This window comes from Candidatus Binatia bacterium, from assembly GCA_036563615.1.
GTDB lineage: Bacteria > Desulfobacterota > Binatia > UBA12015 > UBA12015 > DATCMB01.
Window position 1 is genome coordinate 96,211 of sequence record DATCMB010000016.1, and the last position, 23,854, is coordinate 120,064.

Annotated in this window: 16 protein-coding genes; 12 read left to right on the forward strand and 4 right to left on the reverse strand. The window is 72.4% G+C overall.

The window, feature by feature from the left end; translation table 11 throughout:
- Positions 1-7: 7 nt before the first annotated feature.
- Positions 8-2,017: a YfhO family protein gene (locus tag VIS07_13220; GenBank protein HEY8516465.1), complete on the reverse strand. Its 2,010-nt coding sequence runs from the start codon at positions 2,015-2,017 to the stop codon at positions 8-10.
- A 238-nt stretch (positions 2,018-2,255) separates the two neighbouring features.
- Between VIS07_13220 and VIS07_13225 the strand changes: the two genes are divergently transcribed.
- Together VIS07_13225 and VIS07_13230 are read left to right on the forward strand one after the other, a co-directional pair.
- Positions 2,256-3,176, forward strand: a complete 921-nt coding sequence (locus VIS07_13225) for an SGNH/GDSL hydrolase family protein (GenBank protein ID HEY8516466.1) — start codon at positions 2,256-2,258, stop codon at positions 3,174-3,176.
- A 306-nt stretch (positions 3,177-3,482) separates the two neighbouring features.
- Positions 3,483-5,327: a sulfatase gene (locus VIS07_13230; protein HEY8516467.1), complete on the forward strand. Its 1,845-nt coding sequence runs from the start codon at positions 3,483-3,485 to the stop codon at positions 5,325-5,327.
- Positions 5,328-5,330: 3 nt separating this feature from the next.
- Here the strand turns inward: VIS07_13230 and VIS07_13235 are convergent, their stop codons facing one another.
- Positions 5,331-6,968, reverse strand: coding sequence for a glycosyltransferase family 39 protein (locus tag VIS07_13235; protein ID HEY8516468.1), 1,638 nt, complete (start codon positions 6,966-6,968; stop codon positions 5,331-5,333).
- Between the two features lie 69 nt (positions 6,969-7,037).
- A complete protein-coding gene (locus tag VIS07_13240; GenBank protein HEY8516469.1) occupies positions 7,038-9,275 on the reverse strand; it encodes a glycosyltransferase family 39 protein in 2,238 nt (745 codons plus the stop codon).
- Between the two features lie 263 nt (positions 9,276-9,538).
- On the opposite strand from VIS07_13240, the gene VIS07_13245 reads away from it, so the two are divergent.
- Both VIS07_13245 and VIS07_13250 read left to right on the forward strand, forming a co-directional pair.
- Positions 9,539-11,806: a hypothetical protein gene (locus tag VIS07_13245; protein HEY8516470.1), complete on the forward strand. Its 2,268-nt coding sequence runs from the start codon at positions 9,539-9,541 to the stop codon at positions 11,804-11,806.
- 200 nt (positions 11,807-12,006) lie between these two features.
- Complete coding sequence (locus VIS07_13250; GenBank protein HEY8516471.1) at positions 12,007-12,999, forward strand: fatty acid desaturase; 993 nt, start codon at positions 12,007-12,009, stop codon at positions 12,997-12,999.
- 43 nt (positions 13,000-13,042) lie between these two features.
- Here VIS07_13250 and VIS07_13255 read toward each other — a convergent pair whose 3' ends face one another.
- The gene (locus tag VIS07_13255) at positions 13,043-13,981 is read right to left on the reverse strand and encodes a class I SAM-dependent methyltransferase (protein ID HEY8516472.1); all 939 of its coding nucleotides are present in this window, start codon (positions 13,979-13,981) and stop codon (positions 13,043-13,045) included.
- Positions 13,982-14,127: 146 nt separating this feature from the next.
- Between VIS07_13255 and VIS07_13260 the strand changes: the two genes are divergently transcribed.
- The 8 genes from VIS07_13260 to VIS07_13295 all read left to right on the forward strand — a co-directional run bounded on the left by VIS07_13260 (position 14,128) and on the right by VIS07_13295 (position 23,823).
- Positions 14,128-16,338 (forward strand): hypothetical protein, encoded by a 2,211-nt coding sequence (locus VIS07_13260; protein HEY8516473.1) that lies wholly within the window; start codon positions 14,128-14,130, stop codon positions 16,336-16,338.
- 31 nt (positions 16,339-16,369) lie between these two features.
- Positions 16,370-17,488, forward strand: coding sequence for an SGNH/GDSL hydrolase family protein (locus VIS07_13265; protein HEY8516474.1), 1,119 nt, complete (start codon positions 16,370-16,372; stop codon positions 17,486-17,488).
- A gap of 129 nt (positions 17,489-17,617) precedes the next feature.
- A complete protein-coding gene (locus VIS07_13270) occupies positions 17,618-19,138 on the forward strand; it encodes a radical SAM protein (protein HEY8516475.1) in 1,521 nt (506 codons plus the stop codon).
- Between the two features lie 87 nt (positions 19,139-19,225).
- Positions 19,226-19,828 carry a class I SAM-dependent methyltransferase gene (locus tag VIS07_13275; protein ID HEY8516476.1) on the forward strand — a complete coding sequence of 201 codons (603 nt, stop codon included), beginning with the start codon at positions 19,226-19,228 and terminating at the stop codon, positions 19,826-19,828.
- 34 nt (positions 19,829-19,862) lie between these two features.
- Positions 19,863-20,774: a hotdog fold thioesterase gene (locus tag VIS07_13280; protein HEY8516477.1), complete on the forward strand. Its 912-nt coding sequence runs from the start codon at positions 19,863-19,865 to the stop codon at positions 20,772-20,774.
- Complete coding sequence (locus tag VIS07_13285) at positions 20,771-21,190, forward strand: PaaI family thioesterase (protein HEY8516478.1); 420 nt, start codon at positions 20,771-20,773, stop codon at positions 21,188-21,190. The genes VIS07_13280 and VIS07_13285 overlap by 4 nt, the downstream gene beginning before the upstream one ends.
- Positions 21,191-21,202: 12 nt before the next feature.
- Positions 21,203-22,147: an oxidoreductase gene (locus VIS07_13290; GenBank protein HEY8516479.1), complete on the forward strand. Its 945-nt coding sequence runs from the start codon at positions 21,203-21,205 to the stop codon at positions 22,145-22,147.
- 2 nt (positions 22,148-22,149) lie between these two features.
- Positions 22,150-23,823, forward strand: a complete 1,674-nt coding sequence (locus VIS07_13295) for an alpha-glucosidase (protein HEY8516480.1) — start codon at positions 22,150-22,152, stop codon at positions 23,821-23,823.
- The last annotated feature ends 31 nt before the right edge of the window (positions 23,824-23,854 follow it).

A 23,854-nucleotide genomic window follows, 5' to 3' on the forward strand; every position in this document is an offset into this window, starting at 1 on the left:
GGCTCCGTCAAGCATCCTTCGCGCGCCGGCGCCCCGTCACGACCAGCGCCGCCATCGCGATCAGAGCGAGCGCGCTGATCGCCGCGCCGATGCGCAGCGACGCCGGCTCGTAGCGGAACACCACGCGGTGCGTGCCGGTCGGCAGCGCGACCGCGCGGAACGCGTAGTCCGCGCGCAGGATCGGACGCTCCTCGCCGTCGACCTCGGCGACCCAGCCGGGGTACCAGGTGTCGGTCAGCACGAGCAGGCCGGGCGCGGCGAGCGTCGCCTCGATCTCGACGCGCTCGGGCAGGTCGACGACGATGCGCGCCTCCTCGCGCGCCGTCTGCGGCGGCTCGGCGAGCGCGGGCAGCGGCTCGCCGCCCTCGATCACGGTCGTGGCCGCGACGTCGCGCGCCGGATCGACGGTCAGCGCGAAGCTCGACGTCTCGTCGGGCGCGGCGAGCGCGCGATGCACGATGCGCGCCCGCGGCACCGGCGCGCGGTAGACGAGCACGTCGTTCGGCGGCAGCTCGCGCACCGGCGCGAAGCCGTGCTGCGCCATCACCGGCGCCCAGCTCTTCGGCACCGAGACGATCCCGACGCCCATCAGCGCGGCGAGCTGCGGGTTCCGCTCGACGACCATCCCGCGCACGATCGAGTCGTTCACGCCGCTCACGTGGTTGATGAGCTTCGTGATCCGGCGCGGCGGCATCGACGGATCGTAGCCCGTCGCCGACGGCAGACGGTGGTGCACCGTCATGCCGCCGTCGGTCTCGCGCGCGGAGACGAAGCGCGGCTTCCCCGGCAGCGCGTCTTGCACCTCGGCGAGCACCGGCACGCGCTGCGCGAGCAGGTCGTACTCCGGCGACACCGGACGCAGCAGCGTCGGCGCGCGCAGGATGCTCCAGCACGCCGTCGCGACGACGACCGCGGCGAGCGCGAGCGCGACGACGCGCAGCCTCGCGTCCCACGTCGTCACCGCGTCCTGCACCGTCGACGCGATCAGGAAGCCGAGCAGCAGCGGCATGACGTGGCTCCAGCCGAGCGCGAGCCGCACGGTCGAGAACGGCGGGAAGGAATAGATGAGGTTGAGCGGCGGGTCGCCGGCGAAGGTCGCGACCAGCAGCGCCGCGAGCCAGGCGAGTCGGCTGCGACGCGGACGCCAGAGCGCCGCCGCCGCGAGCACGAGCGCCGGGATGCCGAAGCGGTCGATCACCAGCAGGCGGAAGAGCCCCGTGGAGACCAGCCCGAAGAGCTGGCGCACCTGGCCGTAATTCGCCATCGCCTCGGCGCGAAAGCTCTCGCGCACCGCCTCCGCGAGCGGCACGAGCTGCACCGCGACGAGCGCCGTCCCGAGCGCGAGCCCGGCGACCAGCACGCTCACCCGGCGCAGCGCGGTCGCGCCGCCGTCGACCAGCGCGACCGCGAGCAGCAGCACCGAGGTGTCCATCGGGAAGTCCGGGTAGCCGGCGAGCCACTGCGCGGCGTACGCGAGTCCGAGCACCGGCACCCAGATCCGCCAGTCGCGATCGACCGCGTTGCGCCAGCACAGCAGCAGCCACGGGATCCAGGCGACGCTGGCGAGGAAGTTCGGATGGTCGTAGCCGACCATCGCGTAGCTCATGAACACGCCGGCGACCGTCACCGGCACGGCGACCAGCGCGCACGGCGCCGCGATGCCGCAGCGCCGCAGGTACACGACGGTGCCCCACGCGAGGATCAGGACGTTGACGGCGTAGAGCGCCTGCAGCGCCCAGTACGACGGCAGCGCCGCGAACAGCACCGGCACCGGCAGGTACAGCACCATCGCCTGGATCCCGGCGAAGAGCGGCGCGCCGCACATCTCCCACGGGTTCCACAGCGGCAGCCGACCTTCACGGAGCAGCGCGCGCGCCGCCTCGTGGAACTTCGGCAGGAAGCCGCCGTGCAGGTCCTGGCCGCCGACCAGCCGCCAGACGCCGCCGTGCCAGAGCAGCAGCGCCATGACGACCGCCGTCGCGGCGAGCGCCCAGGCGAGCGCGCCGCGTTGCGGCACGCGGGCCTCGGCCTCCGACCGCGACGGCTGGACGGAGGTCGCGCTGCTGAGCTGGTGGTTCAAGGTGCCGTGTGCGTGCTTGCGGCGAATCGATCTGGCGAAGGCGGCGTCGCGATCGTAAGAGTGGCCCGCCCTGAAGCCGCGACGTCCAGACCAGGCCGGTCACCCGGTGCGCGCCCGCGTCCCCGGCGACTCTTCGCAAAGGTACGGGGGACGCGCACGAGCCGGCCGAGCATCGGTGGCCAGCTCTACCCGGCGTCCCCGTAGCGGACAAGTCGCGCGCTTCCTGACCGCGGCCGCGACGCTCGTCGCCTCGCTCGGCGCGCCCACGAGCGACGCGCGCGCGGCGGGCGACCTGCGCGCCCTCGACCGCAACGGCGACGGTCGCGTCGTGATCGCCTGCCTCGGCGACTCCAACACCGACTCGAACTGGCAGTACGTCCGCCCGCAAGGCTTCCCGCCGGGCGGCGGCTGGTGCGAGCAGCTCGGCAGCCTGCTCGACGGTCGCGCGACGATGGTCAACCTCGGCATGCCGGGGTCGACGGCGGCGTGGACGGAGCTCGCCCAGGCCGCGGAGAAGGGCTACTACTTCACCGGCGAGACGCAGCTCGAGCACGCGATCGCGACGCATTGCCCGGACGTCGTGCTGATGGCCTTCGGCACCAACGACGTCCTGCCGCGCTACGGCTACTCGCCCGAGCAGATCGTCGCCGCCCACCTCCACCTCGTGCGCCGCGCGCTGGAGGCGGGAATTCTGCCGTTCGTCGCGACCGCGCCGACGCCGCTGCCGGTGCCGAACCGCAACGTCTACAGCCGTCCGGTCGAGGTCGTCGCGGAGCTCAACCAGCGGCTGCGGCGCGCGCTGCCGCCCGAGATGATCCTCGACTTCGAGGCGCGGCTCACGCCCGAGGACTCGTTCGACGACCTGCACATGAACGTCGAGGGGCAGCGCAAGCGCGCGCTCGAGGCGAAGGAGAAGCTCGAGGCCGCCGTCGCCGCGCTGCCGGTGCCGCCGCCCGCGCCGCTCGGCGCCGCGTTCGACGAGGGGCGCTGCCGCGTGTGCCCGGCGGCGCCGCCGCCGTGGCGACCGCTGGGCGACGCGTCCCCGGGGGACGTCGCCCCATCCGCTCCGTCCGCGCCGGCCGAGCGCGAAGGCTAGCCGACCGGACGGGCCGCGCGTCGCGCGCGCCTTTTGCCTCGCGAGCGCACGCCTTCCTTTCCAAGGAGCGTCGTCGAAACCGAGCACGACGCCGCTCGACCACGCCGTCATCCGCCCTCCCCTCGCAACTCTTCCGAGGGTCGCTTCCAAAAGTGTGCGGCCCCGGTCTCGAGCGCGCGCCCCGCGGGCCGCCGTCAGCCGTTGTCAATTCGAGCGATTGCGGAAGATCCGCTCTTGACAGCGAGCGCGACAAGCGGGATTTCGCGTTCGCACCAGCAAAATTTGCCACCGGAGCTCGAGGCCCCCATGAACCGGTACATCGCGCTGCTGATCGCAGCGCAGCTTGCGGCCCTCTCCCCCGTCCACGCCGAGGCCCGGTGCTCGGCGCCCGCGGAGCTCGAGGAGTTCCGCCAGAGCGTCAAGCGCGAGCTCGCGTGCGCGTCCGCCGCGCTGCAGGGCACGACGGGGTGCGCCGCGTTGCCGGCGCCGGCCTGCGCCGGCGACGCGCCGAGCGAGCTCCTCGAGCTCACGCTCGACGGACCGCCGAGCCCGGTCGAGGACCGCGGCGCGCTCGCCGCGCAGATGCGCTGCCAGCAGACGATCCTGCGCTCGGCGGCCGCCTTCCTCGCGCCGCGGCCGGCCGAGATCGCGCGCGGGCTGCGGCGCAGCAAGTCGAGCCGGCTCGCGGCGCGCATCGACGCCGCCTGCCGCGGGGTGACGGTCGCGGCCGACGGCGCTTCCGCCTTGCCGCGGCTCGGCGGGCGGTGCGCGAGCGCGATCGGGCCGGTGGGGAGCACGGTCGACGGCGCGCGCGCCGGACGCTGCCTGGGCGCCTCGCTCGAGGCGATCGCGCAGAACGTCGCGCCGGCGCAGCAGCCGCCGAACGTCGTCCTCGTCCTCACCGACGACCAGAACGTCGCCTCGCTCGCGCACATGCCCGAGGTGCTCGAGCGCGTCGCCGCGCGCGGCGTGCGCTTCGTGAACGCGTTCGCGACCACGCCGGTGTGCTCGCCGAGCCGGGCGAGCCTGCTCACCGGCCGCTACCCGCACCATCACGGCATCACGCACAACTTCGATGCCGCGCGCGCGTTCGGCTCGACCGACCACGTCGGCCGGTGGTTCCGCGACGCCGGCTACCGCACGGCGCTGATCGGCAAGTACATGAACATGACCGGCGCCATGGGCGCGGCGGTGCCACCGCACTGGGACCACTGGGTGGCGCACATCGAGGAAGGAGAGACCGGCACCGGACGCGGCTACTTCGAGTACTCGCTCAACGAGAACGGACGCCGCATCCCGTTCGGATCGCGCCCGCAGGACTACTCGACCGACGTGCTCGCCGCGCGCGCCGTCCGCTTCGTCCGCAAGAGCGCGCGCCGGCCGTTCTTCCTGATCTTCTCGCCGTTCGCGCCGCACGAGCCGGCGACCCCGGCGCCGCGACACGAGTTCACCTTCCTGTTCATGGATCCCTGGCGTCCGCCGAACTTTCGCCCCAGCGACGTGTCGTCGAAGCCCGGCTGGGTCCGGTTCATGAAGGCGCACGCGGGTCCCGTCGCGGCGATCGACGCCCTGCGCGTCCATCAGCTGCGCACGCTGCTGGCGGTCGACGAAGCGGTCGCGAAGCTCGACGACACGCTCGAGCGCCTCGGCCTCGCCGACAACACCGTCCTGGTCTTCGCCTCGGACAACGGCTTCCACTGGGGCGAGCACTGGTGGTCGTCGAAGTTCAGCCCGTACGAGGAGTCGATTCGCGTGCCGCTGCTCGTCCGCTACCCGCTGCTGCGACCCGAGCCCGGCGAGGTCACCGAGCTCGCGCTCAACATCGACCTCGCGCCGACGGTCGCCGAGCTCGCGGGGGTCGCCGTCCCGGACGACGTCGACGGCCAGAGCCTCGTGCCGCTTCTCGCCGGCGGGTCGGGAGGACGCGCCGACTTCCTGATGCAATCGGGCGGCGCGTACATCGTCCCCGAATGGCTGGGCGTGCGCAGCGAGCGCTGGAAGTACGTCAAGCTCGCGGCGTCGGGCATCGACGAGGAGCTCTACGACCTCGAGCAGGATCCCCACGAGCTCGTGAACCTCGCGCTCGATCCCGCGTACGCGGACAAGCTCGTCGAGATGCGCCAGCGCCTCGCCGAGCTCGCCGCGGAGTGACGCTCAGCGCAGCTCGTAGATCTTGACGCTCGGACCCGGGCGCTCGACGACCTCGAAGCCCGCCATCGGGATGTAGTAGGCGTCCTGCACGTCGTAGCGCGCGGACTCGCGCGGGCCGCGGAAGGGCTCGAACTCGGCCCGCAGCGTCAAGTTGGGCGCGAGGCGCGCGATCACCTCGGGGTCGAGGTGCGAGGCGAACAGCACGTGGTCGTGCGTCACCAGCCAGCGCACGCCCGCTTCGCGCAGCGCCTCGAGCGTCGGCTCGGTGCGCACGAGCTTCAGCGACGCGGGCACCCACGGCTCGCCCCAGCTCCAGAACACGGTCCCCGCGATCGCCACCTTGTCGCCGCGCGGCGCGTTCGCACGCAGCCACTCGGAGGCCAGCACGCGCGTATCGGTCCGATCCGCGATGCGGTCGTGCTGCACCGACCGCCAGAGCGGCTCTGCGACGAGCAGCGCGGTCGCCGCCGCGACGACGAGCCCCGCGCGCCGCGGCGCGAAGCGCCGCGCGAACGCCGCCAGAGCGCCGCCGACCACGATCGCGAACGCCGGCAGCACGCCCGTCATGTAGCGCGACAGCAGCGCTGGCGAGCCGCCGAAGACGACGAACGCGATCGCGCCGAACACGGCCGCCGCGAGCGCGAGACCGTTGCGCGACAGCAGGCCCCATACGACCGCGAGCGGCAGCAGCGCGACGAACGCGAGCCCGACGCCGTAGCGCAGCGCGAAGGCGTAGTAGAACCACCAGCCGTTCCACGCGTCCTCGGGGTTCGTGGGCACGGCCGCCGCCGGCGCGACCTCCGGCGACTCGGCGACGAACCCCGGGAAGAGGTCGGGGAAGACCACGACGACGATCGACAGCACCTTGTTGCGCGTGTGCGGGTTGAGCAGCAGGTCGGGCGAGGTGACGACGAAGGTCAGCGCCGCGGCGACGACCCCCGCCACCGCGGTCCCCGGAACGAGGCGCCGCCAGCCGCGACGCTCGGAGGACATCACGCACAGCACGTAGAGCGGCACGAGCAGCAGGACGGCGGGGTACTTCATGCCCATGCTGAGCCCGATCAGCACGCCCGCCGCGGCCGCGCGCGCCGTGCTCGCCCGCTCCGCGAGCGACGCCATCGTCGCGAGCGACGCGACCACGCCGAGGCTCATCAGCACGTCGGGCTTCGCCGCGTGGCTGTCGCGCACGTGCAGCAGGCTCACGGCGACGATCGCGCCGGCGCACAGCGCCGCCGCGGCACCGATCTGGCGGCGCACGACCTCCATCAGCAGCGCGACGGTCGCGACGCCGGCGAGCGCCGACAGCGCCCTCAGCAAGAGCAGGATGCGCCACGGCGTCTGGTCGATCGCCTGCGCGTAGCCGATGTCCCGGTGCCAGCCGAGCGCCTTCATCAGGCCGTGCGTGAGCTCGCCCCAGCCCCAGGAGAGGAAGATGTACGCGCTCGGGTAGATGCCGTACTCGAGGTCGAACTTGCCGACCGCGGGCGAGCGGGTCTCGACCAGGATGACCTCCTCGTCCGGGCGGGTCATCAGGTGCGGCAGGCCGAAGTCGAGCGCCCAGAAGCGCAGCGCCGCCGCGACGACGAGGATGGCCGCGAAGGCGCAGAGGTAGCGCGGCGTGGCCGCTCGCAGCGAGCTCATGGGTCGCGCTGTTCTAGGAGTCACGCGCCGCGCGACGCAACCGAGACTCGTGGACGTTGCCGAACGTGGTCACTGCGAGGCGACCGGCGACGCCTGCTCGACCTCGATGCGCGGATCCTCGAAGCCCGCGATCTCGGGGCCGCCCGGACGCCAGCCGAGCGCCTCGGCCGACAGCTCGACCTCGACCCGACGGCCCGCCCAGCGCGAGAGGTCGAGATCGAGCGGCGTCCACAGCCGGCTGTCGACGTCGCGGTAGACGTCCTTCTCGACCGACAGCACCTCGTGACGCGCGCCGTCGGCGACGATCGCCACGCGCAGGCGCACCGGGAACGGCCCGAGGCTCTGCCACATGTCCGGATTGACGCCGGCGCGCAGCAGCAGCCGAGCGCCCGGCGGCACGTCGACCGGGATGCGCACGACGCTCTCGCCGCCGCTGCCCGGCGTCACGTGCAGGACGCGCGGCGTGAGCGGCCAGGTGGCCACGCCGGCGACGCGCTCGACCGGCACGTCCTCGCGCACGCCGTCGCGCGTGCGCACGGCGCGCGCCTGCTCGAGCCGCTCCGTCAATCGAATGATTTGCGCCGCGTTCGACGGCGGACGCCGCCCGGCGAGCGCGCACATCATCCGCTCCGGCGAGCGGCCGAACACCTCGACCATCTCGTAGCGGTCGGCGAGGTAGTCGTAGACGCCGGGAATCACCGCTTGCGGCCGCAGGTAGAACGGCGTGTGCATGAGGACGTAGAGCAGCGTCGTGTCGGGGTGCTCCTCGAACTTCGCGATGATCTGCTGGTCGCGGTCGGGGAACGCGTCGCGCGCCGCGATGAAGATGAAGCGCGACAGCGGCTCGCGATCGCCGAGGAAGGTCACGATCGGCAGGCACGGCACGATGAACACCCGCCGCTCGGGAGGCGTCTCCGAGACCACGCGGATCGCGTCGTTGAAGGCGCGCGCGTCCTCGGGACGCACCCACACGGTCCCGCGCACGCCGCTCACCGGCGCGGTGTAGGTCGCGACCGCGCCGCGCGCGAGGTGCAGCGAGGTCAGCGCGAACGCGAGCCCCGCGGCGGCGAGCGTCACGCGGTACGCGAGCCGCGGCCAGGCGGGGAGCACGGCGCCGAGCGCCGCGAGCAGGCGCGCGACCAGCGGCACGAAGGGCACGAGCAGGATCGAGAAGTGGATCCAGTCGCGCGGCTTCGAGAACGCGGCCCACAGTCCTGCCGTGAACAGGAGCTGCGCGGTGCGCGCCGCGAGCGCGCGCGCGGACTCCGGCGTGCGCGCGCGCCGTCGCCAGCTCCAGACGAGGGCCACCGCCTCCGCGGCGAGCGCGACGTACGGCAGGCGGTAGCCGAGCTTCAGCGCGAGGTCGATGAGGTTCGTCTCGCGGTAGACCCAGCTCCCGAGGATCTCGCGCCAGTGCAGGTCCCACGGCAGGCCGGGCATCCAGGAGAACAGGTCGGCGCGCAGCCGCTCGTCCTGTCCGGTCAGCGGCAGCAGCGGCGGCATGTCGATGTAGTCGCCCTGCTCGATCCCCGCGCCGGCGGTGTAGAGCGGCGTGAGGAAGACCGGATCCCAGATCGTCTGCAGGAGGAACAGACCGAGCGCGCCGTGCGCCGCGAAGTACGCGCACGCGAGCAGGAACGGCGTCGCCGCCGCGACGACGAAGGCGACCGCCGCGCGCACGATCGGCTCGCGCCCGCCGACGGTGCGGTGGCGGATCGCGGCACCCGCGAGCAACGCGACGAAGCACGCCGCCGTGCCGAGCGCGCCCGAGTCCTGCTTGGTGACGAACGCGAGACCGCCGAGCAGCCCCGCGAGCGCCGCGCGCGACACGCTCGCCGGACGCTCGGCGTGCAGCACCACGAACGCGAGCGTCACCACGACGAGCGCCGGCGTCGCGTAGTGGATCATGTGGAAGTGCGGCAGCGTCCACAGGCGAAAGCAGATCAGCCACAGCGCGGCGCAGGTGGCGGCGAGCGGGCCCGTCAGGCGCCGCGTCAAGCAATAGGTCGCGCCCACCAGGATCGCGAACAGCACCAGCATCGCGACCCGGCCGACCTCGAAGCGCTCGCCGAACAGCGCGAACAGCCCGGCGAGCCCGTAGAACGATCCCGGACCGGCGATGTGGTTGGTGTCGCGGTAGAGGAGCTGGCCGTCGTGCAGCAGCGCCGCGATCTGCAGGACGTGCCACTCGTCGCAGCCGCCGGCGGTGAGCGTGAGCGTCGGCAGGTGCGCCAGCGCGGCCGCGCACACGAGGACGGCGAGAAGCAGCAGCTCCCACGCGGCGAGCGCGCCGCGACGGTCCGTCATGCCGGCGCGCGGCCCCTGCCGGCCGCGAGGACGCGTGGGCCGGGCGCGAGCGTCACGCGGCCGCCTTGCGGCGCGCGCTGCGGAAAGGCGCACACGGAAGCGCAGCGATAGCACCGCGCCGCGGCGGCCGTCCACGGGGCGGCGCGCGCGGCGCGGTGCTCGCCGCGTCGCCCGCGCGTCGCGACGTCGCCGCGGCCCGCGCGTATCGCACCACCACGCGGCGCAGGCTTGCGCGGCGCAACCACGGATTCGAGAATCGCGCGATGCCCGAGGGCTCGTCGTTGGCCTCGGCCGGTGCCACGCCGGCCGACGAGCGCAGGAGCGAGCCGGCATCGGGCGGTGCCGCGCGCCCCGCCACCGGCGTCGACCTCTGGCTCGCGCTCGGCGTGTTCGTGGTCGCGGTGCTGTTCCAGCTCCCGATCCGCGAGCGCTACCTCGCGCTGCTCGACGAGGGCTACATCCTCTCGATCGCGGACGACGTGAACCGCGGGCGCATGCTCTACGGCGACGTCACGATCGACGCGCCCTTCCCGCTCGCGTTCCACCTGCTCGCGCTCTGGCAGCGTCTGACCGAGCCGTCGATCGCGGGCTCGCGCTGGCTCGCGACGCTGCTGTTCGCGGTCTACGCGGCGACGCTGTTCCGCGTGAGCCGCGAAGCGCTGCCGCGCGCCTGGGCGTTCGGCTTCGTCGTGCTGCTGCTCTGCTACCGCGTGTGGGCCTTCCCGCACTGGCAGATCTACAGCTACTCGATGGTCGCGGCGACGCTCGCGGTGATCGCCGCGGCGCTGGTGTGCGGCGCGGTGCGCGCGCGCTCGAACGCGCGGCTGCTGGTCGCGGGAATCGCCGCGGGCGCGGCGATCATGAGCAAGCAGGACTACGGCGGCGCGACGTCGCTGCTGCTCACGGTGGCGCTCGCCGTGCTGCCGTGGCTCGATCGCGAGCGTCCGACGACGGTCGCGTCCGCGCTCACGCCGCCGTTTCTCTTCATGCTCGGCGGCGCGCTCGTCGTGCTGCCCTACCTCGGCTGGTTCGCCGCGCACGGCGCGCTCGACGAGATGATCCAGCAGACGATCGTCTTCCCGTTCTCCGTGATGAGCTCGTTCGAGTACCCGCGCCTGCCCGACCCGTGGCCGCTCTTCGGGCGCGACCCCGAGCTGCGCGCCGGCATCGGCAACTACTTCCCGTCGATCCTCGCGACGCTGTGGTGGAACGACTGTCCCGGCTGCTGGATGGAGCGGCTCGGCGCCGGCGGCAGCCTGTACCAGCGCACCGCGTTCTGGGACGTCACGCTGAAGCTCGTGTTCTGGGCGCCGATCGCGTTCTGCGCGATCGCGGCCGTCGCCTGGCTCGGCCTGGCGGCGCACGAGCTGCGTCGCGACGGCGCGGTGTCCGCCGCGAGCCGCGGACGCATCCTGGTGCTCGCGCTGGCCGTCGGCTTCCTGCTCGCCTTCAACCCGCCGCGCGACTGGGTGCACCTGATGATGGTGTACCCGCCGGCGCTCCTCGTCGGCGTCGTGCTCGCCTACCAGCTCGCGTGCGCGCTGCCGCGCGTCGTCGCGGGCGCGCTGCGCGTCGTGCTGGTCGGCGCGACGGCGGCGCTGCTGCTCGTGACGCTCGCGCTGATGGACGATCTGCGCCGGCGCCTCGACCATTGGCTCGAGCACCCGCGCGCGCGCGTCTACGCCGACCGCCTGAACGGACCGCTGATCGAGGACGTGCTCGCGTGGATCGAGGCCAACGTTCCCGCGGGCGCGCGCCTGCCGGTCTACCCGATCCAGCCGGCGTTCAACTTCCTCTCGAATCGCGAGACGGTCGCCGGCTACTACGTCATCTGGCCGATGCAGGCGGGCCAGCGTGACCGGCGCATCCTCGAGGAGATCGAGCGCCACGGCGTGCAGCACGTGCTGTTCAGCGTCTCGCAGTGGGCCCACCTGCGCCCGTTCCAGGAGAACGCGCCCGAGCTGTTCGCGGCGCTGGTCGAGGGCTGGGAGATCGCCGAGGTGTTCTCGCGCGTGCCGAACGGGCCGATCATGGTCGCGCTGCGTCGGCGCACGCCCGAGCCCGACGTGACGCCGCTACGCGACGCGATGCAGGTCGCGGGCGGCGCCTGGACGCGCTGGCCGTTCGACGAGGTGCTGACCCAGCCGGTCGGCACGGCGCAGCATCCGTCGACGGCGCGCGTGACCGGCGTCGTGCCGACGGATCGCCCGGTGCTCGAGACCGCGGTCGGCGTCAATCCCGATCGCTGGCTCGGTGCGCCGAGCGGGCCGATCGTCTTCCGCGTCGCGCTGCTGCGTCCCGACGGGCGGGAAGACGTGCTCGCCGAGCGCACGCTCGACCCGCGCGCCGTGGTCGCCGACCGGCGCTGGGAGCCGGTGCGCGTCGACCTCGCGCCGTATCGCGGCCGCGAGGTGACGCTCGTGCTGTCGGTCGAGGGCGCGGGTGTGGCGGACGCGGAGCGCAGCGATTTCGCCGGCTGGCGCGCGCCGCGCTTCGTCGCCGCGCCACCGGAGCCCGCCGCGTCGTCGTAGGCGACGACGCGCTCGCGGCGGACGCGTCGCGCGGTGCGCGCGCGTCGCGCGGCGCTCGCCTTCGCGACCTTCCCGCGCGCGCGACCTCCCTCCTTGCCGGGCGAAAGCGCGCGGTGGTAGCCTCGCTCGTGGCAGGCGCGCATCGCTTCGCCTGTTCTCCCCGGGAATCGACCTCGATGGATGCCTCGAGCACGGCAGCCGTGGCCGGACCGGCAAGCACGCACGGACCGAGCTTGCCCGGCAGCCCGTCGCTGCGCGGTGTGCGCTCGTCCGACGGGATCGAGTGGCGCGACTTCCGCCGCACGCTGGCGCCGCGCTGGGCCGTCGTCTGGCTCGACATCACCGGCCGCTACCTGCTGCTCGCCCTCGGCTACGTCGTCGCGTGCGCGATCGCCGCGTCGTTCGGCAACGGCGTCGGGCTCGCGCTCGCGCCGCTCACCGGCGCCTGGATGGGCTTCTGGTTCGCGTCGCTCGTGCTGTTCATGCACGAGGCCGCGCACTTCAACCTGCACCCCGACAAGGCGACCAACGACCGGCTCGCGAACGCGCTCGTCTGCATCCTGATCGGCAACGACGTCAAGCACTACCGGGCGCACCACTGGGAGCACCACCTGCACCTCGGCGATCTGCAGGACACCGAGATCTCGTACCACTGGGCGCCGACGCCGCGGTACTTCCTCGAAACGCTGCTCGGCGTGCACGCCTGGCGCGTGTTCAAGGCGCACCGGCGCGCCCGCCCGAACGACGAGCGCGACGCCGCGAAGGGCCGCAAGCGCAACCTGATCGCGCTCGCGCGCGGTTTCGCGCTGCACGCGGTGATCGTCGGCGCGACGCTGCTCGCCGGCTGGTGGAGCGCCGCGGTTGCGTGGGTGCTCGCGGTCGCCGTGGTCTTCCCGTTCCTGTCGGCGCTGCGCCAGCAGCTCGAGCACCGCGCGCTCGATGCCTCGTCGAGCATCGACTACAGCGTCGTGCCGCACGGCCCGGTGAACCGCATGTTCGAGCGCACGCTGTTCGCGCGCGCCTTCGGCGCAGCCGGGTTCGTCTCGCACCTGCTGCACCACTGGGATCCGACGGTGTCGTACACGCGCTTCGCGGACTTCGAGCGCTTCCTGATGCGCACCGAGCTCGCGCCGCGCGTCGACGAGGCGCGCGCGAGCTACCTCGCGGTCTGGCGCCAGCTCGCCCGCGGCTGAAGCGCGTCCGCCGCGACGCCGCGGCGAGCGAGCGCTCTCGCCGTCAGCGCGCGCGGCGCGCGACGAGCTGCTGGTTCGACGTCCACCAAACCCGCTGGTGCAGGATCTCGAAGACCGTCACCGGCGCGAGCAGCAGCGGGTTGAAGGGGCTCAGCGCGCGCTCGGCGAAGCGCACGTGGCCGCGGTCCTTGAGCCAGTTCTGCACCGAGATGATCCAGAACTGCGGGCAGACGAGCGGCTGGTGCGCGACCCGCTCGAGCCCCGCGAGCTCGACCAGACGCACGAGCGCGCGCGTGTCGAACAGGTGGAAGTGGCGCGGCAGGTGGTAGCCGCCCCAGTAGCGGCGGCGGAACAGGCGCGCGTCGAGCGAGTCGATGTTCGGCGTCTCGATGAACAGATGGCCGCCCGGCTTGAGCGCGCGACCGATGCGCTCGAGCACGACGCGCGGCTCGCGCACGTGCTCGATGAGCTGGTTCATGATCACCAGATCGAACGCGTCCGCCGGCAGCTCGACGTCCTCGATCGACCCCTGGTAGACGCGGAAGCCGTCGCGGCGCGCGGCTTCGACTGCGCGCTCGGAGAACTCGACGCCCTCGAGCTCGAGCGGGATGCCGGCCGCGCCGCGGATCTGGCGCAGGACGTGACCGTCGCCGCAGCCGACGTCGAGCACGCGCGCGCCGGGCTTCAGGTACGGCGTGTACGCCTTCACCTTGGCGCGGTCGGCGAACGCCTTGAAGCGCAGCGTGATCGGCCCGAGCTTCCGCTCGAAGTCGTAGGCGTAGTAGTTCGACGGGTAGACGATCCCGAGCGACTCGGGTGCGGGCCGCGGATCGAGGAACACGCCGCCGCAGCCGCAGCGCCGGAACGTGAACTCGTCGCGCGTCGTCGCGTACTCGAAGTCCCAGCCGCGCGCGAGCGGCGTTCCGCTGGCTGCGCCACACAGCGCGCAAGCCCCGGGCTCGGTTCGGATCGGCTCGTCCATCGGGTCGGGCGTCGGCGCGCGCCTCGTGCACGCCGCGCGCCGAGCGTGCGACAATCAGTAGCAACGCGCCCCCGTGCGGTCGACCGTTGGAGCGCAGCGACCAAAATCGCTAGACGCGACGCAATGGAAGGCTCCGCCGCACCGCGATGCGCCGCGTAGACCGGACGCTTCTCCTCGCCTCCGCCGCGTACGCGGTCGCCGTCACGCTTCTCTCCTGGCCGCTCGTCACCACCGCGTCCACCTCGGTGGTCGACCCCGTGCGGCTCGGCCAGCGCGGCGCGCCGTGGGTGCGCGCCGACCTCGACCTGCTGATCTGGATCCTCGCCTGGACGTCGCACGCGATCGTCACGCGGCCGCTCTCGCTCTTTCAGGCGAACATCTTCTACCCCGCGCCCGACACGCTCGCGGCCTCGGAGCACCTGATCGGTCTCACGCCGATCGCGACGCCGCTCTTCCTGCTCACCGACAACGCGGTGCTGACCTACAACGTCACCCTGCTGGTCGTGATCTGGCTGGCGGCGACGTGCACCTTCGCGCTCGCGCGCGCCTGGAGCGGCAGCGCCGCGGCCGCGTTCGTCGCCGGCGCGGCGTTCGCGTTCGCGCCGCACGTGGTCGGCGCGTGGCTGCGGCTCCACGAGAGCGCCGTCGCGCTGTTTCCGCTCGTGATGCTGCTCGCGTGGCGCGCGGCGCGCGCGCCGCGCCGCGCGACGCTCGCGGCGCTCTTCGTCGTCACGCTGCTGCAGGTCCTCGCCGGGATGTACGTCGCGTACGAGCTTCTGGCGCTCGTCGCCGCGTTCGCTCCGGCGCTCGTCGTCGAAGCGCGCCGCTCGGGACGCAGCCCGCTTCCCGTCCTCGCGACGCTCGGCCTCGCGTTCCTGGCGATCGTGCCGGTCGGCATCCCGTACCTGCGCTTGCGCGCGGTCGGGACCTTGCCGCCGTTCGAGGAGGCGCTCGGGCTCGTGGCGCAGAACTCGATCGGGCTGCGCTACGCGCTGCAGTTCGTCGGCGAGGACCTGACCTGGCCGGTGGTCGCGCTCGCGCTCGTCGGGCTCGTGTGGCCGTCGCGGACGCAGCTCGTCGAGCGGCTCGGGCTGCTTCTCGTCGCGCTCGTCGGCGTCGTGCTGAGCGCCGGGCTCGCCGTCCCGCTCGTGCCCGGCACGTCGCTGCCGAGCCCGTACGAGATCCTGATGCGCGTCGTGCCGGGCTTCGCGAGCTTGCGGGCGCCGTCGCGCTTCCTCGTGCTGCCGTTGCTCGCGGTGTCGGTCCTCGCCGCGCTCGGCCTGGCGAGGATCGTCGCGCTCGCGGGCGCGCAGGTCTGGGGGCGTCGCGCGCTGCACGCGCTCTTCCTCGCGGGCGGCGTCGCGCTCGTCGCCGTCCGCATGCCGGAGGAGCCGCTGCCGTTCGCGCGCATCGAGCTCGAGGGCCCGCAGATGCGCGCGCACCGCTGGCTGCGCGACGAGGGCACGCCGGGCCCCGTCCTGCGGCTGCCGGTCTACAACGCGCTGCTCGACATCCGGGAGCTTCGCCGCACGGGCCTCGACATGATCGGCTCGACGCTGCACTGGTACCCGCTGCTCAACGGCTACTCGGGGTATCCGCCGCCCGGCGCGCGCCTGCTCATGACGCTCGCGCAGCGCCTCCCCGACCCGCGCGCGCTCGACGAGCTCTGCCGTCTGGTCGACGTGCGCTGGATCGTGCTGCACCTGCCCCAGCTTCCGGAGCAGGAAGAAGAAGTCTGGCAGGAGCGCGCGCCGGACCTCGGCCTGACGTTCGTCGCTCGCGTTGCGAACGACGCGATCTTCCGCGTCGACCGCGAGTGCGGCGTCGACCCGAGGCTCGCGCACCCGGCGCGCGGCGCACCGACCGAGACCTTCGGCGGCGTGCCGCTCGCGCCGCTCGATCCCCGCGACCGGCGCGGCACGCTCATCCTCGACGACGCGCCGGAAGAGCTCTTGGCGAACAGCCACCACTGGTTCTGGCTCGACGTGACCAACGAGGGCACCGCGACGTGGCCCGGGCTCTCCCCGGCGGAGAACGACACGGTCGCGTTGCAGGCGCGCTGGCGCGAAGCGTCGAGCGGACGGCTCTTGCGGGTCGAGGAGCCGGTGCCGCTCGCGCGCGACCTCTCACCCGGCGAGACGATGCGCGCGCAGGTCGACGCCCTCGCGCCGGTTCCGGGCGAGTACGTGCTCGAGCTCGGGCTCGTGCAGCGCGGGCGGGGCTGGTTCGCGGACGAGGGCGGCAGCGGGATCTTGCGCTTGCCGGTGCGCGTCCGGCCCGTGCCGCAGCCCGCGAAGGCGCGCCACGCCGACCACGACGGCGAGCGCGACGACGAAGACGACGCTTCCGCGCGTTGATCGCCCGAGACCCCTTGGCTAGCGTCGCCGCGTGAGCCGCTCCCGCCGCCTCGTGCGTGGCCTGGTCCGCGGCGCGCTCGTGGTCGCGGTGATCTGGATCACCGGTGAGGTGGTCGCGCGGTCGCTGAACCTGGTCGACCGCCTGAACGGCTTTCCGCGCAGGCTCTACGTCGCCACGGACGAGCCCGACCTCGGCTACGAGCTGCGCCCCGGCGTCGACACGATCGCGCGCGGCGTGCGCGTCACGGTCAACGAGCTCGGCATGCGCGGCCCGTCGGTGTCCGGCGAGCGCGCGCCCGGGACGCGGCGCGTGCTCGTCCTCGGCGACTCGGTGGCGTTCGGCTTCCGCCTCGAGTGGGACGACACCTTCGGCGCGCGCCTCGAGCACGAGCTCGAGGCGCGCTCCGGCGCGCCGTACGAGGTGCTGAACGGCGGCGTCGAGGGCTACAACACGCAGAACCAGCTCGCCTGGCTGCGCAAGCGCATCGACGCGCTGCGGCCCGACGTCGTCGTCCTGCTCTTCAACCTGAACGACTACGACTTCGGGCCGGTGATGGGGCCGCTCGGCATCCTGACCCTCGACCAGACGCAGCGCGTGCGGCGCTTCTCGCTGGCCAACGTCTCGGAGTTCTACCTGCTCGTGCGCTGGCTCGTCGCGACGCGCGGCAGCCTGTGGGTCGGCGACGCGGTCGGGCCGACGCCGCAGCCGGGGGCGACCGCCGAGCGCTTCGACCCGTTCGACCGCTACGTGTCGGCGCTGCGCAAGCAGTACTACCGCAAGCCGAACGACGGCCGCTGGCAGGTGATGCTCGACTCCCTGCGCGCGCTGCGCGATCTCGCCCGGGAGCGCGGCATCGATCTGGTGGTGGCGATCATCCCCGACGGCGACCAGGTCGGCGTCCCGAGCCCGGACCTCGGGCCGCAGCAGCGGCTGCGCGAGGTGTGCGCCGAGCTCGAGCTCGACTGCCTGGATCTGCGGCCGGCGTTCGAGGCGACGGGCGGCGAGCTCTTCATGGACATCATGCACCCGAACGCCGCGGGCCACCGGATCATGGCCCGCGAGGTGGCCGAGCACCTGCTGCGCAGGCCGTCCCGCGCGCCGGCGCAGCCGAAAACGCCGACGCTGGAGATCGGCGAGCCCCCGCGCTAGAACCCGCCCACCGCCGAGCGGCGCAGCGGTTTTCGATCGAGCGCGTGGCACAGGCCGTCGATTGCGGCCTTTCGCGCCAATAACGTGTTGACTCCGACACGCTTTTGAAAGCTAACTAGGCTCATCCCCATGCGCGTCCTCTTCTATTATCGGGGCATCGAGAACCTTGGCGTCGGCTACGTGATGTCGATGCTGAAGGCTCACGGGCATCAGGTGGACCTGATCTTCGACCCGGGGCTCGACGACAACCTGTTCGTCAAGTTCCCGCACCTGGCCTGGATGAATCGGCACGAGGAGCTCCTCGAGCGCGCCGTCGCCTTCAAGCCCGACCTGATCGCGATGGGGTGCCTGACGAACCTCTACCCCTTCGCCTCGAAGATGGCGGAGATGCTCAAGCGGAAGATGCCCGACGTGCCGATCGTCATGGGCGGACATCATCCGCAGGCGCTGCCCGACTGGATCCTCACCACCAACCCGAACATCGACATCGTCTGCATCGGCGAAGGCGAGCTCGCGATGCTCGAACTCGTCACGCGGATGGAGAAGGGCGAGGACTACACCACCGTCCCGACGATGTGGGTGAAGAAGGACGGGCACATCTTCCGCAACCCGATGGGGCCGCTCGAGAACGATCTCGACAAGTTCCCCTTCCCCGAGAAGCAGCTCTGGTACGAGTACGGCTGCTTCAAGGACAACCTCGAGATCTTCACGGGCCGCGGCTGCCCGTTCAAGTGCACGTTCTGCAACATCCACTACCAGCGCGAGATCTTCAAAGGCGCCGGGAACTTCCTCCGCAAGCGCTCGATCGCGAACGTGATGGAGGAGTTCAAGGAGAACCTCCGGAAGTACGACCCGAAGTACGTCTCGGTGCACGACGACAACTTCACGACCAACCCGAAGTGGGTCGAGGAGTTCTGCGAGGTGTACCGCAAGGAGGTCGGGCTGCCGTGGTACTGCTTCGGCTACCCGACGACGATCCGGCCGCAGCTCCTGCGCGCCATGAAGGCGGCGAACTGCCACACGATCTTCATGGGCGTCGACTCGGGTGACCCCGACATCCGTCGTCACCTGATGGAGCGCCCGATGACCGACGAGCTGATCAAGAAGTCGGCGGCGCTCATCAAGGAGCACGGCATCGGGCTGCAGGTGTCGTGCATCTACGGCGTGCCCGGCGAGACGCCGGAGCAGATGTTCAAGACGCTGCGGATGGTCGACGAGATCAAGCCGACGCAGTCCTCGGCGTACATCTTCTACCCGTTCCCGAAGACCAAGCTCTATCGCCACGCGGTCGAGATGGGCTACCTCGACGCCGAGGGCGAGGAGAAGGTGCGCCAGGGGATCTCGGGCTACCACCACGAGTCGATCCTCAAGCACCCGCACAAGGAGCTCGCCGAGACGCTCGCCAAGATCACGCCCGTCTACGCGCGCTCGCCCGATTTCCTGAAGCCGGCGATCCGCTGGATCATCGAGCGGCGGATGAAGCGCCTCGCGCTGCTGCTGTACGTGATCCTGATCCCGCTGACGTTCCCGTACCTCGGCGTCGAGGGGATCAAGGTCACGCTGCGCATGGCGTGGAAGGCGCTCACCGGACGGCGTCCGGCGATGCCATTGCCGCAGTCGGCCGAAGCTCCACCGGCGAAAGCCGCTTAGCGTCGCCTGGCGCGCGCGCTGTTCATCCCGCTGCGCGAGCGGATCTTCCGCCGCGCTCTGGAGGCGTCGCTCGACGGCTGCGCGAGCGTGCTCGACGTCGGCTGCGGGCGTGCGTCGCCGCTCGCGGCGATCGCGCACCGCGGGACGCGCATCGGGCTCGACATCTCGGCGCCCGATCTGGCGCTCGCGCGGCGCGCCGGCACGCATCAGCAGCTCGTACGCGCGGACCTCGCGCGCATCGGCGATCTGGTGCGTCCGAAGAGCGTCGACGCCGTGGTCGCGCTCGACGTGATCGAGCACCTCGAGCGCGAGACGGCGCTCGCTCTGCTCGCGACGCTCGAGCGCATCGCGCGCCGCCGCGTCGTCATCCTGACGCCGAACGGCTTCGTGCCGCAGCCCGCGACCGAGGACAACCCGTACCAGGAGCACCGCTCGGGCTTCACCGTCGACGACATGACGTCGCGCGGCTACCGCGTGCGCGGCGTCTACGGGCTGTGGTTCGTGCTCGGCGCGTTCGGCGAGACGCGATGGTCACCGGGCTTCCTCTGGCGGCGCGTCGCGGACCTGACGGCACCGCTCGTCTACCGGATGCCGAGGCTCGCGTTCGGGCTGCTGTGCGTGAAGGAGGTCGGTGACGCGGCGTCTGCGGCCGGCGTCCGAGCGGCGTCGGCGCGAGCGCGCGTCGGTTGACAGTCGAACCGCCCTCCGAGACCTTGGCCGGGGCATGCCGCACGGAAGTCCCAAGAGCGTCTCCGCGCCGAGCGACGCGCCCTTCCTGCGCACGCTCGGCGCGCACGTCGCCGAGCTCGACGAGCGCCACGCGCGCCTCGAGCTGCCCTACCGCGACGAGAACGCGAACCGGAACGGCTCGCTGCACGGCGGCGTCGTCGCGGCGCTGATCGACGTCGCGGCCGCGACCCTCGCGCTGCACGGCGTCGACCCGCGACGCCACGAGCGCGCGAGCAGCATCGACTTCACCGTGAGCTACCTCGCACCGGCGGTGCGCGAGGACGTGACCGCGGTCGCGACGCTTCTGCGCCGCGGGCGCGACATCACCTTCGTCGAGGTCGACGTCGCGACGGCGGCGGGCAAGCGGATCGCGCGCGGCCTGGTCGCGCACCGCGCGGGCCCCGTGCCGGGACGTCCGCCGGCGGGTCGCCCCGACGCTCCAGGCTCCGACGCCGCCGCGCGCACACGCGCGGTCGAGGATCTCGCGCCCGAGCAGCTGCGCGCCGCGCGGCCGAGCGGCTCGCCCTTCACCGCCCGGATCGGTGTGACGTCGGTGCGGCTCGGACGCGGTCGCGCGGTGTCGCTCCTGCCGCTGCAGGACGACGTCCTCGCCGACGACGGCACGGTGCACGAGGGAGCGCTCGCGGCGCTGGTCGACTGCGCGGGCGGCGCCGCCGCCTGGTCGATCGACGGCTTCAACCCGCACGGACGCGCCGCGACCGTCGGCATGCACCTCTGCTTCGACGTCAGCACGCGCGGCGAGGACGTGCTCGCGGAAGCGAAGACCTCGTGGGCGAGCGACGGAACCTACGTGAGCGCGGTCACGGTCGCGGGTCGCAGCTCGGGGCGAGCGATCGCGTCCGGCACCGTCACCTACCGCATCGCGATGCGGCCGAGGCGCGCATGAGCCGCATGACCGCCGAGGAGCTCGACGCGTTCCTGCACCGCGAGTTCCCGCAGGTCGACGAGCACCGCTTCCGGATCGAGGTGGTCGAGGAGAGCGGCGTGCGCGTGCGCATGCCGTTCCACGAGAAGCACCTGCGCCCGGGCGGCACGGTGTCCGGGCCGTCGCTGATGACGCTCGCCGACACCGCGATGTACGTCGCGGTGCTCGCCGAGATCGGTCCGGTGCCGCTCGCGGTGACGACCAGCTTGACGATCAACTTTCTGCGCCGCCCGCGCCCGGCGGACGTCATCGCCGAGGCGCGCTTGCTGAAGCTCGGCAAGCGTCTCGCGGTCGGCGAGGTGGAGATGTACTCCGACGGCGATCCCGACATGGTCGCGCACGCGACCATGACCTACTCGCTGCCCAACGAGCGCTGAGGAGACCGACCCATGGCACACGACCGCTGGACCGCCGACGACATGCCCGACCTGTCCGGCAAGGTCGCGATCGTGACCGGCGCCAACAGCGGCATCGGCCTCGAGGCGGCGCGCGCGCTGGCGCGCAAGCGCGCGCACGTCGTCCTCGCCTGCCGCGACCTCGTCAAGGCGCGCGACGCGGTCGCGCAGATCCGCGCCCTGCAGCCGTCGGCGTCGCTCGAGCCGATGCAGCTCGACCTCTCGAGCCTCGACTGCGTGCACCGCTTCGCGGAGGAGTTCGCGAAGAAGGACGGGCCGCTCGATCTCCTGATCAACAACGCCGGCGTGATGGCGATCCCGTACCGCAAGACGGCGGACGGCTTCGAGATGCAGTTCGGCACGAACCACCTCGGCCACTTCGCGCTCACCGGTCTGCTGCTCGAGAAGGTGCTCGCGGCGCCGGCGGGACGCGTCGTCACGGTGTCGAGCACGGCGCACAAGATCGGTCGCATGAACTTCGACGACCTGCAGGGTGAGCGAAGCTACTCGAAGTGGCCGGCGTACGCGCAGTCGAAGCTCGCCAACCTGCTCTTCGCCTACGAGCTGCAGCGGCGTCTCGAGCGCAGCGGCGCGCGCGCGATCAGCGTCGCCTGCCATCCCGGCTACTCCGCGACCAACCTGCAGGCGGTCGGTCCGCGCCTCGAGGGCTCGCGCTTCTGGCAGCGCATCATGGACATCGGCAACCGCTGGTTCGCGCAGAGCGCCGCGATGGGCGCGCTGCCGACGCTGTACGCGGCGACCCATCCCGACGTCCGCGGCGGCGACTACATCGGTCCCGACGGCTTCATGGAGAACACGGGCTACCCGAAGAGGACGACGTCGAACGCGCGCTCGCACAACCTCGAGGACGCGCGGCGGCTGTGGGAGGTGTCGGAGACCCTGACCCACGTCCGCTACACGGCGCTCTCTTCTACTTGACGATGCCGGAGCGCACGGACGACGCCCGCCCCTGGTGGCAGGAGGGCGTGATCTACCAGATCTACCCGCGCAGCTTCGCCGACTCGAACGGCGACGGCGTTGGCGACCTCCGCGGCATCGTCTCGCGCCTCGACTACCTGAAGGAGCTCGGCGTCGACGGCATCTGGCTGTCGCCGATCCATCCGTCGCCGATGTTCGACTTCGGCTACGACGTCAGCGACTACCGCGGCATCGCGCCGGAGTTCGGCACCCTCGACGACTTTCGCCTGCTGCTGCGCGAGGCGCACGCGCGCGGCATCCGCATCCTGCTCGATCTCGTCCTGAACCACAGCTCGCACCTGCACCCGTGGTTCGTCGAGTCGCGCTCGTCGCGCACCAGCGACAAGCGCGACTGGTACATCTGGGCCGACGGCAAGAACGGCGGTCCGCCGAACAACTGGCTCGCCGCCTTCGGCGGCTCCGCCTGGGAGTGGGACGAGGCGACGCAGCAGTACTACCTGCACTCGTTCCTGCCGCAGCAGCCCGACCTCAACTGGCGCAACCCGCGCGTCAAGCAAGCGGCCGAGGACATCATCGCCTACTGGCTCGACATGGGCGTCGACGGCTTCCGGCTCGACGTCGTCAACTGGTTCCTGAAGGACGACCAGCTGCGCGACAACCCCGTCAAGCTGCTCGGCCGTCGTCCGTACGACCGCCAGAAGCACATCTACGATCGCAACCGTCCGGAGACGATCGATCTGATGCGCTGGCTGCGCGCCGTGGTCGACCGCTGGCCCGAGCGCATGACGGTCGGCGAGGTCTACAACGAGCCGCCGGGCAACCCCGAGCTGTCGGCGTCGTACTACGCGGGCGGCGAGGGTCTGCACCTCGCGTTCGACTTCTCGCTGCTGTTCTGCAGCTGGAGCGCTGCCGAGATGGGGCGCGCGATCGACACCTGGGAGAGCGCCCTACCCCCGCCCTGCTGGCCGACGTGGACGCTCGGCAACCACGACCAGCGTCGCGTGCTCTCCCGCTACGCGAGCGCGTCGAATCGGGCGGCGCGCGGCCGCGTCGCGGCGACGCTCGTGCTCACGCTGCGCGGCACGCCGTTTCTCTACTACGGCGAGGAGATCGGCATGCTCGACGTCAAGATCCCGCGCTCGCGCCTGCAGGATCCGCTCGGCAAGGCGTACTGGCCGCTGCCCGTCGGCCGCGACCCGGCGCGCACGCCGATGCAGTGGTCGGGGGAGCCGCACGCCGGCTTCTCGACCGTCGAGCCCTGGCTGCCGGTGCACCCCGAGTTCGCCGAGATCAACGTCGCGCGCGCCGAGTCCGATCCGGGCTCGCTGCTGCACTGGTACCGCAACCTGATCCGGCTGCGGCGCGAGGAGCCGGTGCTGCGTCGCGGGACGCTGCGCCGCCTCGCGCAGGGCTCGAGCGTGCTCGGCTACGTGCGCGAGCACGAGGGCGAGCGCGTCGCCGTGCTGCTCAACTTCGAGAGCAAGCCGCGGCAGGCGGCGCTGCCGACGGGCGCCACCTGGCGCGTGCTGATGGCGAGCGCGCGGCGTCCGGGCGACCGCATCGTCGGCGGTCCGCTCGAGCTCGACGCCGACGGCGTGCTGATCGCGAAGGCGGGTCCGCCGCAGGCGCGCACGCTCGGCAGCGAGCGCGGGGCGCGGAGCGCCGCTGCGCGCTGACACGCGCTGCTCCGCACGTCGGGAGGTCGCG

What these genes read in the sequence shown, in the direction of transcription:
- VIS07_13230 (HEY8516467.1), top strand. Translation starts at nt 3,483, where the DNA reads ATGAACCGGTACATCGCGCTGCTGATCGCAGCGCAGCTTGCGGCCCTC.
- VIS07_13235 (HEY8516468.1), bottom strand. Translation starts at nt 6,968, where the DNA reads ATGAGCTCGCTGCGAGCGGCCACGCCGCGCTACCTCTGCGCCTTCGCG.
- VIS07_13240 (HEY8516469.1), bottom strand. Translation starts at nt 9,275, where the DNA reads ATGACGGACCGTCGCGGCGCGCTCGCCGCGTGGGAGCTGCTGCTTCTC.
- VIS07_13245 (HEY8516470.1), top strand. Translation starts at nt 9,539, where the DNA reads ATGCCCGAGGGCTCGTCGTTGGCCTCGGCCGGTGCCACGCCGGCCGAC.
- VIS07_13255 (HEY8516472.1), bottom strand. Translation starts at nt 13,981, where the DNA reads ATGGACGAGCCGATCCGAACCGAGCCCGGGGCTTGCGCGCTGTGTGGC.
- VIS07_13260 (HEY8516473.1), top strand. Translation starts at nt 14,128, where the DNA reads ATGCGCCGCGTAGACCGGACGCTTCTCCTCGCCTCCGCCGCGTACGCG.
- VIS07_13270 (HEY8516475.1), top strand. Translation starts at nt 17,618, where the DNA reads ATGCGCGTCCTCTTCTATTATCGGGGCATCGAGAACCTTGGCGTCGGC.
- VIS07_13280 (HEY8516477.1), top strand. Translation starts at nt 19,863, where the DNA reads ATGCCGCACGGAAGTCCCAAGAGCGTCTCCGCGCCGAGCGACGCGCCC.
- VIS07_13285 (HEY8516478.1), top strand. Translation starts at nt 20,771, where the DNA reads ATGAGCCGCATGACCGCCGAGGAGCTCGACGCGTTCCTGCACCGCGAG.
- VIS07_13290 (HEY8516479.1), top strand. Translation starts at nt 21,203, where the DNA reads ATGGCACACGACCGCTGGACCGCCGACGACATGCCCGACCTGTCCGGC.
- VIS07_13295 (HEY8516480.1), top strand. Translation starts at nt 22,150, where the DNA reads ATGCCGGAGCGCACGGACGACGCCCGCCCCTGGTGGCAGGAGGGCGTG.